This window comes from Actinospineispora eucalypti, from assembly GCF_039543365.1.
In the GTDB taxonomy this organism is placed as follows: Bacteria; Actinomycetota; Actinomycetes; order Mycobacteriales; family Pseudonocardiaceae; genus Pseudonocardia; species Pseudonocardia eucalypti.
This window is the reverse complement of the sequence record NZ_BAABJP010000007.1, coordinates 395,736-410,470: the sequence shown is the minus strand read 5'-3', so window position 1 is coordinate 410,470 and position 14,735 is coordinate 395,736. Positions and strand designations below refer to the sequence as shown.

Below are 14,735 nucleotides of genomic sequence, written 5' to 3'. Positions count from 1 at the left end.
GCCTCAGCCCTCCGGGCTGTAGCGCGGGAACGCCAGGTCGCCGGCGTAGCGCGCGGCGTCGCCCAGCGCCTCCTCGATGCGCAGCAGCTGGTTGTACTTGGCCACCCGCTCGGAGCGGGCCGGCGCACCGGTCTTGATCTGCCCGCAGCCGGTGGCCACCGCGAGGTCGGCGATGGTGGTGTCCTCGGTCTCCCCGGAGCGGTGGCTCATCATGCAGCGGTAGCCACAGGAGTGCGCCAGGGTGACCGCGTCCAGGGTCTCGGACAGCGTGCCGATCTGGTTCACCTTCACCAGCAGCGCGTTCGCCACCTGGCGGGCGATGCCGTCCTCCAGCCGCTCCGGGTTGGTCACGAACAGGTCGTCGCCGACCAGCTGCACCTTGCTGCCCAGCGCGGCGGTGAGCTGCTCCCAACCGGTCCAGTCGTCCTCGGCCAGCGGGTCCTCGATGGACACCAGCGGGTAAGCGTCGACCAGGCCGGCGTAGAAGCTGGTCATCTCCTCGGCGGTGCGCTTGCTGCCCTCGAACGCGTAGCCGCCGTCGGAGAAGAACTCGGTCGCGGCCACGTCCAGCGCGAGCACGACGTCCCGGCCCAGCTTGAGGCCGGTCTTCTCCACCGCGGTGCCGATCAGGTCCAGCGCGGCCCGGGTGCCGGCCAGGTCGGGGGCGAACCCGCCCTCGTCACCGAGCCCGGTGCTCAGCTTCTGCGACTTCAGCACCGACTTCAGCGCGTGGTACACCTCGGCGCCCCAGCGCAGCGCCTCCCGGAACGACTCGGCGCCGAGCGGGGCGATCATGAACTCCTGCACGTCGACGCTGGTGTCCGCGTGCGCGCCGCCGTTCACGATGTTCATCATCGGCACGGGCAGAACGTGGGCGTTCGGCCCGCCGACGTAGCGGAACAGCTCCAGCCCGGACGACTCGGCGGCCGCCTTGGCCACCGCCAGCGACACCCCGAGCAGCGCGTTCGCCCCCAGCCGGGACTTGTCCGGGGTGCCGTCCAGGTCCACCAGCCGCTGGTCGACCACCCGCTGGTCCACCGCCTCGACACCGATCAGCTCGGGGCCGATCTCGTCCAGCACGCCGGCCACCGCGCGCTCGACACCCTTGCCGTTGTAGCGGCGCGCGTCCCCGTCCCGCAGCTCCACCGCCTCGTGTTCACCGGTCGAAGCGCCGGAGGGGACGGCCGCCCTGGCCAGGGTGCCGTCGTCCAGCGCCACCTCCACCTCTACGGTGGGGTTGCCCCGGGAGTCCAGAATCTCGCGAGCGCCAACCTGCTCGATGACGGCCACATCAGCTCCTTGCCTGACTGGAGTACCGGTCCGGCCAAGCCTAGCCGCCGACCACCACCCCACCCGGCCCCACACCAACCGGTGTGTCACGACCCGGCACCGCGGCCCGCCTCCTCGTGATCATCAGAACATGAGGGCTGGTCCCAACCGCTCAACCCAGCCATAGTGCCCTGTTGATCACGGAGGGCGGGCCAGCGCTCGCTCGATCTCCGCGACGATCTCCGTCGGGCGACGGAACACGTCTCGGCGGCTGTACCGGTAGACCCGCCAGCCCAGGTCCTGCAGCCGGGTGTAGCGATAGGCGTCCCGCGCGCTCCGCTCCGGAGTGAAGTGCTCGTGCCCTTCGTACTCGAGCGCGATCCGGTGTTCCGGATAGGCGAGGTCCTCCGTGGCCACCAGTCGACCGGACCGGTCACGCACTCGGTGCTGCACCACCGGTCTCGGCAACCCGGCCAGCACCAGTACCAGCCGTAGCCGCGTCTCCATGACCGACTCCGCCCGGGGTTCGGCCAACTCCACCACCTCGGGCAGCCGCCGACAGCCCCTCGCCCCGGCGTGCCGTTCGGCCATTACCAGCAGCTCTTCCGGGGCGAAATGGAACCGCCCGGCCAACTCGTCCACCGCGACCACGGCGTCCTCGAGCGAGCCCCGTCGGGCCAGGTCGTACGCGGTGCGCAGCGGGGTCGTCACCTCGACTCCCCGAACCTCCCGGCATTCGTGGGCGGCGAGGTCGTCCTGGCGGAGCCGGATGCCTCGCGGCGCGCGGAGGTGAGACGTCGTCACGACGATCTCCGCCGGCGCGTCCCTCGGCGGGCAGTCGGCACCGAGCAATGCGCACGCCGAGTAGCCGCCGAGCACCCCGCCCCAGCGCCGCGCCCAGAGATATGCCGCGCGGGATCGTGCCTCGAGATCAAGCACCACAGCGGCCGGCAGGTATACGTCGGGCCACACCCGGTGGTAAGCGGAGCCGCGCAAACTGGCCTCGGGTGAGCACGCCACCGGAGATCGCCGCGCTCCCCCGGAACGGCTGACCGAACTGGAGATGCCCCACACACCGAGCAGCATGCCCCGTACCGCACGATGTCCGTGGCGAAAAGAGATAACACCCCTCAAAACCTGTGATCATCAGGGCATGAGGGTCGTCTCTGAGCAGGCCGACCAGCCGCTATGTCCTGATGATCACGGAATGGGGGTGGGATTGGCACGGAAGCGTTGTGGTGTCAATGAGTGGCTTGGCCGGGCGTTAGCACCTACCGTAGGGCGACCATGACCAGCGCCCCACATCCCCAACCCGACCCATTCGAGAACGGCTCCGGCAACGGGGACGAGACCTTCCGGTCCTTCCGGCAGGCGGAGTCGCTACTGGCCCAGGGCAGGCCGCTGGACGCGGTGCAGGCGTTGCTCCCGGTGCTCGCCGAGCGCCCGCAGGACGCGTCGGTGCACCTGCTCGCCGGGCGGGCGTTCCTGGACTCGGCCCAGCTGAGTCGCGCGGAGGCCGCGTTCACGCGGGTGCTGGAGATCGACCCGGCGGACCACTACGCCCGGTTCGCCCTCGGCAAGGCGCTGCAGCGGCAGGGCCGGTTCACCGAGTCGCTGGCGCAGCTGCGGATGGCGTCGGCGATGGACCCGCGGCCCGAGTACCAGGATGCGCTGGGCGCGGTGCGGGCCAGGATCGCCATCAACGAGCAGGAGTGATCCTGAGCGGATCTCAGCGGCTGGGCGACAACTTTGCCGCACCGTGACCTCCGGAACATTGGCTACCAGCCGTTACAGTAGTTAGGCTACCGCTCCATGAGGTTAGCCTGGCTTGGTTACGCGGCCACCGGAGGCGGCAGGGAAGTCCTCGGATGGTGAGCAATGCGCTCATCGGACTGCGTGAAGGCCTCGAGGCGGCCCTCGTGGTGAGCATCCTGGTTGCCTTCCTGGTGCGCAGTGACCGCCGGTCGGCGCTGCCCTGGGTGTGGTCCGGGGTGGCCGTCGCGGTGGCCATCTCGGTGGCCGTGGGCGCGGCGCTCACGTTCAGCACCCAGTCCATGTCGTTCGAGGCGCAGGAGGCGTTCGGCGGCAGCCTCTCCATCGTCGCGGTCGGCTTCGTCACCTGGATGATCTTCTGGATGAAGCACACCGCGCAGGCACTCTCCGCCGAGCTGCGCGGCAAGCTGGAGCAAGCCCTCCAGATCGGCTCCTGGGCCGTGGTGCTGATGGCCTTCCTCGCGGTCGGCCGGGAAGGCCTGGAGACCGCGCTGTTCTTCTGGGCGGCCGCGCAGGCCACCGGCGAAACCACCCAGCCGCTGATCGGGTTCCTGATCGGCATCGCCATCGCGGTGCTGCTGGCGTTCGGCATCTACCGGGGCGCACTGAAGATCAACCTGGCCAAGTTCTTCAAGGTCACCGGCATTCTGCTGATCTTCGTTGCGGCCGGCATCCTGGCCTACGGCGTGCACGACCTGCAGGAGGCGAACATCGTCCCCGGGCTGAACACGCTGGCCTTCGACATCAGTCACATCGTGCCGGCCGACTCCTGGTACGGCACCTTGCTGAAGGGCATCTTCAACCTCTCCCCCCAGACCACCGTGGCCGAGGCCTGCGTCTGGGTGTTGTACGTGGCAATTGTGCTGACCCTGTTCCTGCTCCCGAGCCGCCGCCGCGAGAAAGCCACCACAGGCCAGTCGCTGTAACAGTCCGAGCGTCACCCGAGGAGAACCCCCGTGTCCCGACCCATTCCGCGTTCGCTGCTGGCCCCGTCGGCCGCCGTGGCCACGCTCGCCCTGCTCGCCGGCTGTTCCGGTTCCGGGGGAGGTGCGCCCGGCGGTGCCGCCGACGGCTCCATCGCGGTGACCGCCACCGACACCGCCTGCCAGGTGGCCAAGAACGAGGCGCCGGCCGGGCACATCACCTTCAACGTGACCAACAAGGGCAACAAGGTCACCGAGTTCTACCTGTACGGCACCGGTGACCGGATCATGGGCGAGGTGGAGAACATCGGCCCGGGCCTGACCCGCAAGCTGATCGTGGAGGTGCCCGACGGCGGCACCTACACCACCGCGTGCAAGCCGGGCATGGTCGGCGACGGCATCCGCGCCCCGTTCACGGTGACCGGCCAGGCCGCCCGCTCGGCGGACAACAACACCCGGCTGGCCGAGGCCACCGGGAGCTACAAGCGCTACGTGAACTCGCAGATCGCCGCGCTGGTGCCGAAGACCCAGGAGTTCGTGGACACGGTCAAGGCGGGCAAGGTCGAGGAGGCCAAGGCCCAGTTCCCGATCGCCCGGACCTACTGGGAGCGGATCGAGCCGGTGGCCGAGTCGTTCGGCGACCTCGACCCCAAGGTGGACGGCCGGGAGGACGACGACCGGGGTCCGGGTGAGCAGTTCACCGGCTATCACCGGCTGGAGAAGGACCTCTGGGTGGACGGGCTGAAGCCCGACTCCGGCGCCATCGCCGACCAGCTGCTGGCCGACATCAAGGACCTGGAGAACCGGGCCAGGACCGTCGAGCTCACCCCGGTGCAGCTGGCCAACGGCGCCAAGGAACTGCTGGACGAGGTGGCCACCGGCAAGATCACCGGCGAGGAGGACCGCTACTCGCACACCGACCTGTGGGACTTCAAGGCCAACGTGGAGGGCAGCCAGGCCGCCGTCGCCGCGCTGCGCCCGGTGATCGACGAGAAGGACAAGGCCCTCGGCCCTCGGCTCGACCAGCAGTTCGCCAACGTGGAGAAGCTGCTGGAGGGCTACCGGAACGGCGACGGCTTCCGGCTCTACACCACGCTCACCCCGGAGGACACCAAGAAGATGTCCGACGCGGTGGACGCGCTGGGCGAGCCGGTGAGCAAGGTCGCCGGGGTGGTCACGTCACCATGAGCGAGGTATCCCGCCGCAAGATGCTCGGGCTGGCCGGGGCCGGCGCGGCCCTGGCCGGCGCCGGCGCGGCGGTGGGCGGCCTGGTCGGCTCGTCGGGCGGCGACCCCGCCGGCGAGCTGGCGGCGGCCGCCGCCGCACCGGTGGAGTTCCACGGCGAGCACCAGGCCGGCATCATCACGCCGGCCCAGGACCGCATGCACTTCGTCGCGCTGGACGTGGCCAGCGGCGACCGGGCCGCGCTGGTCGACCTGCTCAAGAAGTGGACCAGGGCGGCCCAGCGGATGACCGCGGGCGCCGAGGTGAGCCCGCTCGGCGCGATCGGTGGCAACCCGGAAGCCCCGCCGGACGACAACGGCGAGGCGCTCGGCCTGCCGGCCAGCCAGCTCACCCTGACGCTGGGCCTGGGCGGTTCCCTGTTCGACGGCCGGTTCGGGCTGGCCGACCGCAAGCCGGCCGCGCTCGCCGACCTGCCGCACTTCCAGCAGGACCAGCTGGACCCGGCCCGCTCCGGCGGTGACCTGTGCATCCAGGCCTGCGCGAACGACCCGCAGGTGGCGGTGCACGCGATCCGGCACCTGGTGCGGATCGGGTTCGGCACGACGACGGTGCGCTGGTCGCAGCTGGGCTTCGGCCGGACGTCGTCGACGTCCACCGCGCAGGCCACGCCGCGGAACCTGTTCGGTTTCAAGGACGGCACGAACAACATCAAGGCGGAGGACCCGCCCGCGCTGCGCGACCACGTCTGGGTGGCGCCGGGGGACGGGCCGGACTGGCTGACCGGCGGCAGCTACCTGGTGGCCAGGCGGATCCGCATGCACATCGAGATCTGGGACCGCACCTCGCTGTCCGAGCAGCAGCTGATCGTCGGGCGGGCCAAGGGCACCGGTGCGCCGCTGGGCAAGGAGAACGAGTTCGACCAGTCCGACTTCCAGCTCTCCGGCAACGACGGGCAACCGGCGATCGCCGAGAACGCGCACATCCGGCTGGCCTCGGCGGAGGCCAACGGGGGCGTGAAGATGCTGCGCCGGGGCTACAACTTCGTGGACGGCGCGGACGGCGCGGGCCACCTGGACGCCGGCCTGTTCTTCGTGGCCTTCATGCGCGACCCGCACAAGCAGTTCGTCCCCATCCAGCGTGCGCTGTCCAAACAGGACGACATGATGGAGTACCTGGAACACACGGGTTCGGGGCTGTTCGCGGTCCCGCCCGGCGTGCGGCGCGACGGCTTCTGGGCCGACACCCTCTTCACCTGAGCCGCGTTCCGGCGGGGTGGTTTCAAGGACCGCCGGGACGGGCGGCCGGCGGCCGCTACTGGTCGCCCGCCGGTAGGCGCTCGAGAACGGCGCCGGCCACCTCGGCCGGCGCCTCCACGGGCAGGAAGTGTCCAACCCCGTCCAGCGGGCGCAGCGTGGCGTCCGCGAAATACTCGTCCAAACGGTCCGACCAGGCCCGGGGGAACAGCGGGTCGTGGTCCGGCCAGAGCACCGTGGTCGGCACCGCGATCCGCTGGGCCGGGTCGGGCGCGGTCTCGGCCAGGGCGGTGGCCACCGCGCCCGAGCCGGCCCGGTACCACTGGATGGAAGCGGTGAACGCACCCGGTGCGCCGTACCGGCTCACCAGGTGGTCCAGCCGTTCGTCACCGAGCTGGAACGACGGACCGGACCAGTGCGTCCAGAAGTGCTCCAGGTAGTCCCGCACCGCCTCCGGCTTCCCGTCGACCAGCCGCTCGGCCAGCTCGAGCTGGTGGAAGGCCTGGTACCAGAACTCCCGCTGCGGACCCTGGTCCAGCATCCGCCGGCCCACCCCGGGCATCGGCGGGGACAGCACCAGCGCGCGGACCAGATCCGGGCGGGTCGCGCCCAGCGTGCGGCCGACCCGACTGCCCACGTCGTAGCCGGCCACCACCGGCCGGTCCAGACCCAGCTGCTCGATCAGCGCGGCCACCGCGCGCGCCTGGGCGGCGGCGCCGTACCGCTCGGCCGGGTCGGCCACATGTTTGTCCGACTCCCCGAAGCCGCGCAGGTCCGGCACCACCAGCTCGGCCGCGCCCGCGAGCAGCGGCACCACGTCCCGGTAGTCGGTGCGGTCCCCCGGCCAACCGTGCAGCAACACCACGGCGGGCCCGGAACCCGTGCGGTCGTAGGCCAGCCGGAACCCGTCAACCGATTCACTCAGCACCGGTCCAAGGTATCACCGGTTCAACCGGTTACTCAGGGCGTCGGCCCATGATCGCTGTCTGTGGCGGCTGGGCAGTCATCCCGTGGGGGTGATCGCCAACTGTGGCGGATCAGCGTCGATTTTCGACGCCAAACCGCCAGACACAACGATCACCCCGTTGGCCAGTGTTGGCGCCAGTTCTCCTCGGTCAGCGCGTGCGGGTCCAGGCCGGCGTCGACGGCGGCCCGCTCGGCGGCCCGCACGGCGGACGCGAACTCACGGGCGGCCGCGCGCAGCTCCTGCTCCGGGTCGGTGCCGGCCAGCTTCGCGGCGGCCACGGCGCGGAACATCGGGTCGGCGGAGTCGATCAGCGACGTGGGCAGGCCGGCCTTGCGGGCGCGGGACACCAGCTTGGCCGCCAGCGCGGCCGCCGGCTGGCCCATGGCCACCCCGTCCAGGCTGGACTCCCGCTGCTTCTCCACCCGCTTCAGCTCGTCCCAGCGCAGCTCCTGGTCGCTGGCGCTGTGCACCACGTCGGCACCGGAACCGAAGACGTGCGGGTGCCGGTCCACCAGCTTCCGTACCAGGTCGGCGGCCACCTCGTCGATGCCGAACGCCTCGGCGCCGGGGCCGGCCACGAACGGCTTGACCGCGCCCTCGGCGGCCAGGCGGGCGTGGAAGAGCACCTGGAGCAGCACGTCGCCGAGCTCCTCGCGCAACGCCGGCCGGTCCGCCTCCTCCACCGCCTCGTGCAGCTCGTAGGTCTCCTCCACCAGGTAGGTGAGCAGCGAGCGGTGGGTCTGCTCGGCGTCCCACGGGCAGCCGCCCGGCGAGCGCAGCCGGTCCATCACCGCCACCGCGTCCAGCAACGCGGCACCGGTCGGCTCGGGGGTGCGGTGCACCTCGTCCGCGCTACCCGCCAGGGGGTGCGACAAATCGGTGCAGAGCAGCGCCACCGACCCGTCCGGCCACTCGGTCGGGGTCTCGGCGAGCCGCTCCGCGCCGGCCAGCTCGGTCAAGCCGGCGGGAACCGAGGGGTCGGCGAGTACCCGGTCCGCCGTGCGCAGCGCGGGCAGCGCGGAGGCCGGGAGCACCGCGCCGAGCCGGTCGGCCAGTACGACCAGGGTACGCATCGATCAGCCGAGGGTGGCCGGCAGGGAGACGCCCGGCTCGACCCCGATCGGCACCACCACCGCCTGCACCGGGTCCCAGCTGCCGTACCTCGGGTTCACCCGCACACCGATCTCGGCGGCGACCGGGGCGAGCAGCTGGCCGCCGATGGTGGCCTGGTCGGACTTGCCGAGCAGCTGGGCGGCGGACAGCCGGGGATCGGCCGGCGCCGGGGCGTCCGTGCGCCGCTGGGTGACCCGCCAGACCAGCCAGGCGTCGTTGCTCACCTGGAGCACGTTGACCCGGCCGACCGGGCTGCCCAGCAGCAACAGGTCGGTCGCGGCCAGCACCGGCGCGCGCACCTGGCGGTTCCGCTCGGCGTGCGGGTCGGCGGCCAGCACGGCCTGCGCCTGCGCCGGGCCGGCGGCCAACTGGCGGGCCAAGGCCTGCGCCTGGTCCTTCGAGTCGGCGGTGAGCACGTCCGCCGTCACGCTCAGCCGGTCCAGCCCGCGCACGGCCAGCGCCCGGGCGATCACCTCGTCCCGGGCCGCGTCCCGCACCGAGTCGGGGTCCATCGCCCGGATGGTGGCCAGCTCCAGGTTCGTCGGATCGGCCAGCTCGGCGTCCACCTGGCGGTCGTCCACGGTGATGCCGCCGCGCTTCGCCGCCTCCTCGAACAGCAGGTGCCGGACCCGCTTGTTCACCGCCCACTGGGCGACCAGCGCCGGCGGGATCCCCTGCCGGGTCAGCTGGGCCATGATGTCCTGGTTGGCCAGCACGCGGTCGATCTTTTCCTGCACCGAGGAGAGCGGGACCGACTGGTCCCCCACGATGGCCGCCGACCCGGCCAGCCGGGGCCCGCCACCGCAACCGGCGACCAGCACACCAGCCGCTACCAGCGCGACCACCCATAAGCGACGAATCAGCACGCTCCGTACTCTCTCACGGGAGATTCGCCGCCGATGCGGCGACTCGCTGCTCCACCGGGCCGCGCAGGTTCGACAACAGCTGGGCGCACCAGTCCAGCAGCTCGGTGTCGCGCAGCGGCGGGGCGCCGAGCCGGCCGCCCTGCTCGGTCGGCCGGGGCACCACGACCGTCTTGGCCGCCGCCTTGTAGGTCGCCTTCGGGTAGAGCCGGCGCAGCCGCAGCTGGGCGGAGTCCGGCAGGTCCACCGGGGCCACCCGGACGGAGTTGCCGCCCATCGCCACCTCGCTCACCCGGTGGTCGCGGCAGGTCTGCCGGAACGCGGCCACCGCGATCAGGTTGCGCACCGGGATGGGCAGCGCGCCGTAGCGGTCGGTGAGCTCCTCCTCGATCGCGGTGAGCGCGCCGTGGTCGCCCGCCTCGGCGATCTTCCGGTACACCTCCAGCCGGAGCCGCTCGCCGGTCACGTAGTCGTGCGGCACGTGGGCGTCCACCGGCAGCTCCACCCGCACCTCGGCCAGCTGCTCCTCCTCCGGGGCATCCCCGGCGCCGCCCTGCTTGCGGAACGCGGCCACCGCCTCGCCCACCAGCCGCACGTACAGGTCGAAGCCCACGCCGGCGATGTGCCCGGACTGCTCGGCGCCCAGGATGTTGCCGGCGCCCCGGATCTCCAGGTCCTTCATCGCCACCGCCTGCCCGGCGCCCAGCTCGGAGTGCTGCGCGATGGTGGCCAGCCGGTCGTAGGCGGTCTCGGTGAGCGGCGACTCGGCCGGGTAGAGGAAGTAGGCGTAGCCGCGCTCCCGGCCCCGGCCCACCCGGCCGCGCAGCTGGTGCAGCTGGGAAAGGCCCAGGTTCTCCGCGCGCTCCACGATCAGCGTGTTCGCGTTGGAGATGTCCAGCCCGTTCTCCACGATCGTGGTGCACACCAGCACGTCGTACTCGTTGTGCCAGAAGCCCTGCACGGTGCGTTCCAGCACCTCCTCGTTCATCTGCCCGTGCGCGACCGCCACCCGCGCCTCCGGCACCATGTCCCGCACCTCGCGGGCCGCCCGCTCGATGGTGGAGACCCGGTTGTGGACGTAGAACACCTGGCCGTCGCGCAGCAGCTCGCGGCGGATCGCGGCGGCCACCTGCTTGCGGTCGTGGGCGCCCACGTAGGTGAGCACCGGGTGCCGCTCCTCTGGCGGGGTGGCGATGGTGGACAGCTCGCGGATGCCGGCCAGGCTCATCTCCAGGGTGCGCGGGATCGGCGTCGCGGACATGGCCAGCACGTCCACGTGCGCGCGCAGCGCGGTGATGTGCTCCTTGTGCTCCACCCCGAACCGCTGCTCCTCGTCCACGATGACCAGCCCGAGGTCCTTCCAGCGCACGCCGGTCTGCAGCAGGCGGTGGGTGCCGATCACCACGTCCACCTTGCCCTCGGCCATGCCCCTGACCGTCTCCTCGGCCTCGTGCGCGTCGGTGAACCGGGACAGCCCTTTCACCACGACCGGGAACGAGCGCATCCGGTCGGCGAAGGTCTGCAGGTGCTGGCTGGCCAGCAGGGTGGTCGGCACCAGCACGGCCACCTGCTTGCCGTCCTGCACCGCCTTGAACGCGGCCCGCACCGCGATCTCGGTCTTGCCGAAGCCGACGTCCCCGGAGACCACCCGGTCCATCGGCGACGGCTGCTCCATGTCCCGCTTGACCTCGTTGATCGCGGCCAGCTGGTCCGGCGTCTCGGTGTGCGGGAAGGCGTCCTCCATCTCCCGCTGCCAGGGCGTGTCCGGGGCGAACGCGTGACCGGGGCTGGACTTGCGCGCGGCGTACAGCTGCACCAGCTGGGCGGCGATCTGCCGGACCGCGCGGCGGGCCTTGCCCTTGGTCTTCGCCCAGTCGCTGCCGCCCATCTTGTTCAGCGCCGGCACCTCGCCGCCCACGTACCGGCTGACCTCGTCCAGCTGGTCGGTCGGCACGTACAGCCGGTCGGCCGGCTGGCCGCGCTTGCTCGCGGCGTACTCCAGCACCAGGTACTCCCGGCGCGCCCCGGCCACCGTGCGCTCGCGCATCTCGATGAACCGGCCGATGCCGTGCTGGCTGTGCACCACGAAGTCGCCGGGCTTGAGGCTGTCCAGCTCCACCGCGTTGCGCCGGCGGGAGGCCAGCTTGCGGATCTCCCCGGGGGCCGTCCGGTTGCCGGTCAGGTCGGCCTCGGTGAGCACCATCAGGCCCAGCTCGGGGGCGGTGAAGCCGTCGGCCAGCACCCCCTGGGCGACGGTGACCAGGCCCTTCTCCGGCTGGGTGGTCAACCCCTCGGTGACCAGCCGGGCCGGCACCTCGGCCTCGCCCAGCTGCTCGACGGCCCGCTGCGCGGTGCCGCTGCCGGCCAGCAGGAGCACGGCGGCGCCGCCCTCGGTGGTGTGTTTACGCAGGTCGGAGAGCGCCCGGGGCAGCTCGCCCTTGTACGACTCGATGGCGTGGAAACCGGGGCGGATCGTGTCGGCGTCGCCGGTCTCGTCGGTGCCGAACGGGCTGAGCGTCCACCACCGGCGGCCGGTGGCCAGCGCGTGCTCCTCGATCTCGGCGAGGTCCCGGTAGGCCGACTGGCCGACGTCGATCGGCGCCTGCGCCTCCGTGCCGGCGGCGGCCAGCCAGGACGCCTCGAGGAACTCCTGGCCGGTGCGCACCAGGTCGCGGGCCCGGGTGCGGATCCGCTCCGGGTCCACCAGCAGCACGTGCGCGCCCGGTGGGAGGAGATCGGTGAGCAGGTCCAGGGAGCCCTCGCAGAGCACCGGGATGAGCGACTCCATGCCCTCGGCCGGGATGCCCTCGGCCAGCCGGTTCAGCAGCTCGGCCAGCTGCTGGTTGTTCCCGTGCTGCTCGGCCAGCGCGGCGGCCCGCTCGCGGACCGGCTCGGTGAGCAGCAACTCGCGGCAGGGCGGGGCGTCCAGCACGTCGACCTGGCCGATGGTGCGCTGGTCGGCCACCGCGAACTGGCGCAGCTCGGAGACCTCGTCGCCCCACATCTCCACCCGCACCGGGTGCTCGGCGGTGGGCGGGAACACGTCCACGATTCCCCCGCGCACGGCGAACTCGCCGCGCCCGGTGACCATGTCCACCCGCTGGTAGGCCAGCTCGACCAGGCGGTGCAGCAGGCCGTCGAAGTCGTGCTCGTCGCCGGGCTTCAGGGCCAGCGGATCCAGCCGGCCGAGTCCGGGCGCGATCGGCTGGATCAGGCTGCGCACCGCCGCTACCAGCACCCTCGGCCGGCCCTCACCGGTGTGCAGCCGGCGGAAGAGGGAAACCCGGCGGCCCACCGTGTCGCTGCGCGGGGACAGCCGCTCGTGCGGCAGCGTCTCCCAGGACGGCAGCACCGCTACGGCGTCCGGCCCGACCAGCCCGGCCAGCGCGGCACCGAGGTCCTCCGCCTCGCGCTCGGTGGCGCACACGGCCAGGGTGGCCGGTGCCCCGGCCGGGTCGGCGCCGGCCAGCGCGCCGGCCACGAACGGGCGCAGCGCGGCCGGCCCCTCGATGCGCAGGGTCGGATGGTCCAGGGCATCGGACAGCGCGGCCAGGCCCGGGTCAGCGAGCGCGGCGGAGAGCAGGCCGGGTGAGGCGATCAGGTCGGACACGGAATTCCTTACGCGGGCCGGATTGGCGCATGCGGACAGACTCCTGCCCGGGACCATGAGACATGGCCGGGAGGAGCCACATACCCAGAGTACGCCGCGGCCCGAGGCAGTGTTCCCCCGCGGGCGCCAAACTGGCCGCCCGGCTCCGCCGGGTAGCTCCTACCCTGGAGGCATGCCGGAGGCCGACTTGGACTGGGTGGTACGCCGCCCGCACCCGGCGCTGCGCGCGCTGGTCGAGCGGTACATCGGCTATCGCCAGCACGGGGTCACCCTGGACGTGCACCGGGGCCTGCCCAGCCGGAACGTCACGCTGATCATCAGCCTGGCCGACCCGGTGCGCATGCTGGAGTCGCCGGCCCTCGGGCTGGACGCGCGCCGGTCGCAGGCGTTCGTCGGCGGGCTGCACACCGGGCCGGCCCTGATCGCGCAGGACTTCGAGCAGGCCGGCGTGCACGTGGAGATCAGCCCGATGGGCGTGCAGACCCTGCTCGGGGTGTCCGCGCCGGACCTGGCCGGGCAGATCCTGGACGTGGCCGACCTGCCCCGCCCGGGCCTGGCCGAGCTGCCGGAGCGGCTGTTCGAGGCGTCCGGCTGGGCGCGCCGGTTCGACCTGCTGGACCGGGCGCTGCTCACCGCGGCCACCTCGTCGACCACGCGTCGGGACCCGCCGGACGAGGTGAACTGGGCCTGGCGGCGGCTGGTCAGCACCGGCGGCACCGTCAGCATCGGCTCGCTCGCCGAGGACGTCGGCTGGAGCCGCCGGCACTTCTCCCAGCGGTTCGCCCGCGAGCTGGGGCTGAGCCCGAAGCAGACGGCCAGGGTGGTCCGGTTCGGCCGGGCCGCCGCACTGGTGCGCACCCGCCCGATCGGCGGGTTGGCCGAGGTGGCCTACCGGTGCGGCTACTTCGACCAGGCGCACCTGACCAACGAATGGCGCGCGCTGGCCGGTTGCACGCCCAGCGTGTGGATCGCCGAGGAACTTCCCTTTCTCCAAGACGACCCGGGCCTCGCCGAACCATCCTGACCGCATGACCACTCCACAGCCGACGGTGTGGCCGGCGCTGCGCTACGACGACGCACCGGCCGCGATGACCTTCCTGACCGAGGTGCTCGGCTTCCGCGAGGCGCTGCGGGTGCCCGACGACACCGGCGACATCGCGCACGCCGAGCTGCGCTGGCCGGAGGGCGGCGCGGTCATGCTCGGCTCCACCAGGCACCGGGACGGCCTGCACGGCGAGATGCGCGCGGGTGTTTGCTCGGTTTACGTGGTCAGCGACCGGGTGGACTCGCTGTACCGGCAGGTCAAGGCCGCCGGCGCGGACGTGGCCAACGAGCTGGAGGACACGGACTACGGGTCGCACACGTTCACCGTGCGCGACCCCGAGGGCAACCACTGGACCTTCGGCACGTACCGGGGCGCTCCTTAACGTGCGTTGGGTACGGGGTCGGGTTCTAGAGACGCTTGGACGGCGCGGCTGGGGACCGCCGCGGTTCGGGAGCGGCCTCGTGCGTCGGGCACGGGTTGGGTCCAAAGAAAGCTTGGACGGCGCGGCTCAGGAGCGCCACGGCTGGGAGCGGCCTCTGGCGTGGGCACGGGGTTGGTCCGAGAACGCTCGGACGGCGCGGCTCCGCGCCTCGCGCGGCTCCGGAGCCGCCGCTCGCTACGGAGCGTGAGCGCAACCCGCCCGGCCGAGCGCCTCTTTCGCCGAGCGCAAGCTCAGTCCCCTTTGATCATGGTCGCCACCGGACTCAGCCAGCACTCGATGCGGAGGACCCCGT

General features: G+C 72.2%; 12 protein-coding genes. 6 read left to right on the top strand and 6 right to left on the bottom strand.

Annotated features, from left to right (window positions below; translation table 11 throughout):
- Window positions 1-3: 3 nt before the first annotated feature.
- Window positions 4-1,290 (bottom strand): phosphopyruvate hydratase, encoded by a 1,287-nt coding sequence (eno, locus tag ABEB12_RS09455; protein WP_185066644.1) that lies wholly within the window; start codon window positions 1,288-1,290, stop codon window positions 4-6.
- A 177-nt stretch (window positions 1,291-1,467) separates the two neighbouring features.
- On the bottom strand, window positions 1,468-2,355 hold the full coding sequence (locus tag ABEB12_RS09450) for a DUF559 domain-containing protein (protein ID WP_185066645.1): 888 nt from the start codon (window positions 2,353-2,355) through the stop codon (window positions 1,468-1,470).
- A 201-nt stretch (window positions 2,356-2,556) separates the two neighbouring features.
- Between ABEB12_RS09450 and ABEB12_RS09445 the strand changes: the two genes are divergently transcribed.
- From ABEB12_RS09445 to efeB, 4 genes are all read left to right on the top strand, one after another.
- Window positions 2,557-2,985 (top strand): tetratricopeptide repeat protein, encoded by a 429-nt coding sequence (locus ABEB12_RS09445; RefSeq protein WP_185066646.1) that lies wholly within the window; start codon window positions 2,557-2,559, stop codon window positions 2,983-2,985.
- Window positions 2,986-3,137: 152 nt separating this feature from the next.
- Window positions 3,138-3,968, top strand: a complete 831-nt coding sequence (gene efeU / locus ABEB12_RS09440; protein WP_185066647.1) for an iron uptake transporter permease EfeU — start codon at window positions 3,138-3,140, stop codon at window positions 3,966-3,968.
- 30 nt (window positions 3,969-3,998) lie between these two features.
- A complete protein-coding gene (gene efeO, locus ABEB12_RS09435) occupies window positions 3,999-5,153 on the top strand; it encodes an iron uptake system protein EfeO (RefSeq protein WP_345702688.1) in 1,155 nt (384 codons plus the stop codon).
- Entirely contained in the window at window positions 5,150-6,406 is a 1,257-nt protein-coding gene (efeB, locus tag ABEB12_RS09430; protein ID WP_185066648.1) for an iron uptake transporter deferrochelatase/peroxidase subunit, read from the top strand. Before efeO ends, efeB begins: the two co-directional genes overlap by 4 nt.
- 55 nt (window positions 6,407-6,461) lie before the next feature.
- On the opposite strand, the gene ABEB12_RS09425 is transcribed toward efeB, so the two are convergent.
- The 4 genes from ABEB12_RS09425 to mfd all read right to left on the bottom strand — a co-directional run bounded on the left by ABEB12_RS09425 (window position 6,462) and on the right by mfd (window position 12,947).
- A complete protein-coding gene (locus ABEB12_RS09425) occupies window positions 6,462-7,331 on the bottom strand; it encodes an alpha/beta fold hydrolase (RefSeq protein ID WP_185066649.1) in 870 nt (289 codons plus the stop codon).
- Between the two features lie 149 nt (window positions 7,332-7,480).
- Window positions 7,481-8,443 carry a MazG nucleotide pyrophosphohydrolase domain-containing protein gene (locus ABEB12_RS09420; protein ID WP_185066650.1) on the bottom strand — a complete coding sequence of 321 codons (963 nt, stop codon included), beginning with the start codon at window positions 8,441-8,443 and terminating at the stop codon, window positions 7,481-7,483.
- 3 nt (window positions 8,444-8,446) lie between these two features.
- Window positions 8,447-9,349 (bottom strand): SurA N-terminal domain-containing protein, encoded by a 903-nt coding sequence (locus tag ABEB12_RS09415; protein ID WP_185066651.1) that lies wholly within the window; start codon window positions 9,347-9,349, stop codon window positions 8,447-8,449.
- Between the two features lie 13 nt (window positions 9,350-9,362).
- On the bottom strand, window positions 9,363-12,947 hold the full coding sequence (gene mfd / locus ABEB12_RS09410; protein ID WP_425572237.1) for a transcription-repair coupling factor: 3,585 nt from the start codon (window positions 12,945-12,947) through the stop codon (window positions 9,363-9,365).
- A 181-nt stretch (window positions 12,948-13,128) separates the two neighbouring features.
- Between mfd and ABEB12_RS09405 the strand changes: the two genes are divergently transcribed.
- Both ABEB12_RS09405 and ABEB12_RS09400 read left to right on the top strand, forming a co-directional pair.
- Window positions 13,129-13,980 (top strand): helix-turn-helix domain-containing protein, encoded by an 852-nt coding sequence (locus tag ABEB12_RS09405; RefSeq protein ID WP_185066653.1) that lies wholly within the window; start codon window positions 13,129-13,131, stop codon window positions 13,978-13,980.
- Between the two features lie 4 nt (window positions 13,981-13,984).
- Window positions 13,985-14,383: a VOC family protein gene (locus ABEB12_RS09400; protein ID WP_185066654.1), complete on the top strand. Its 399-nt coding sequence runs from the start codon at window positions 13,985-13,987 to the stop codon at window positions 14,381-14,383.
- Window positions 14,384-14,735 lie beyond the last annotated feature (352 nt).

Excerpts from the sequence above, each read along its gene's own strand:
- ABEB12_RS09400 (WP_185066654.1), top strand. The coding sequence starts at position 13,985 with ATGACCACTCCACAGCCGACGGTGTGGCCGGCGCTGCGCTACGACGAC.
- ABEB12_RS09450 (WP_185066645.1), bottom strand. The coding sequence starts at position 2,355 with ATGCTGCTCGGTGTGTGGGGCATCTCCAGTTCGGTCAGCCGTTCCGGG.
- ABEB12_RS09420 (WP_185066650.1), bottom strand. The coding sequence starts at position 8,443 with ATGCGTACCCTGGTCGTACTGGCCGACCGGCTCGGCGCGGTGCTCCCG.
- ABEB12_RS09445 (WP_185066646.1), top strand. The coding sequence starts at position 2,557 with ATGACCAGCGCCCCACATCCCCAACCCGACCCATTCGAGAACGGCTCC.
- efeU (WP_185066647.1), top strand. The coding sequence starts at position 3,138 with ATGGTGAGCAATGCGCTCATCGGACTGCGTGAAGGCCTCGAGGCGGCC.
- efeB (WP_185066648.1), top strand. The coding sequence starts at position 5,150 with ATGAGCGAGGTATCCCGCCGCAAGATGCTCGGGCTGGCCGGGGCCGGC.
- ABEB12_RS09405 (WP_185066653.1), top strand. The coding sequence starts at position 13,129 with ATGCCGGAGGCCGACTTGGACTGGGTGGTACGCCGCCCGCACCCGGCG.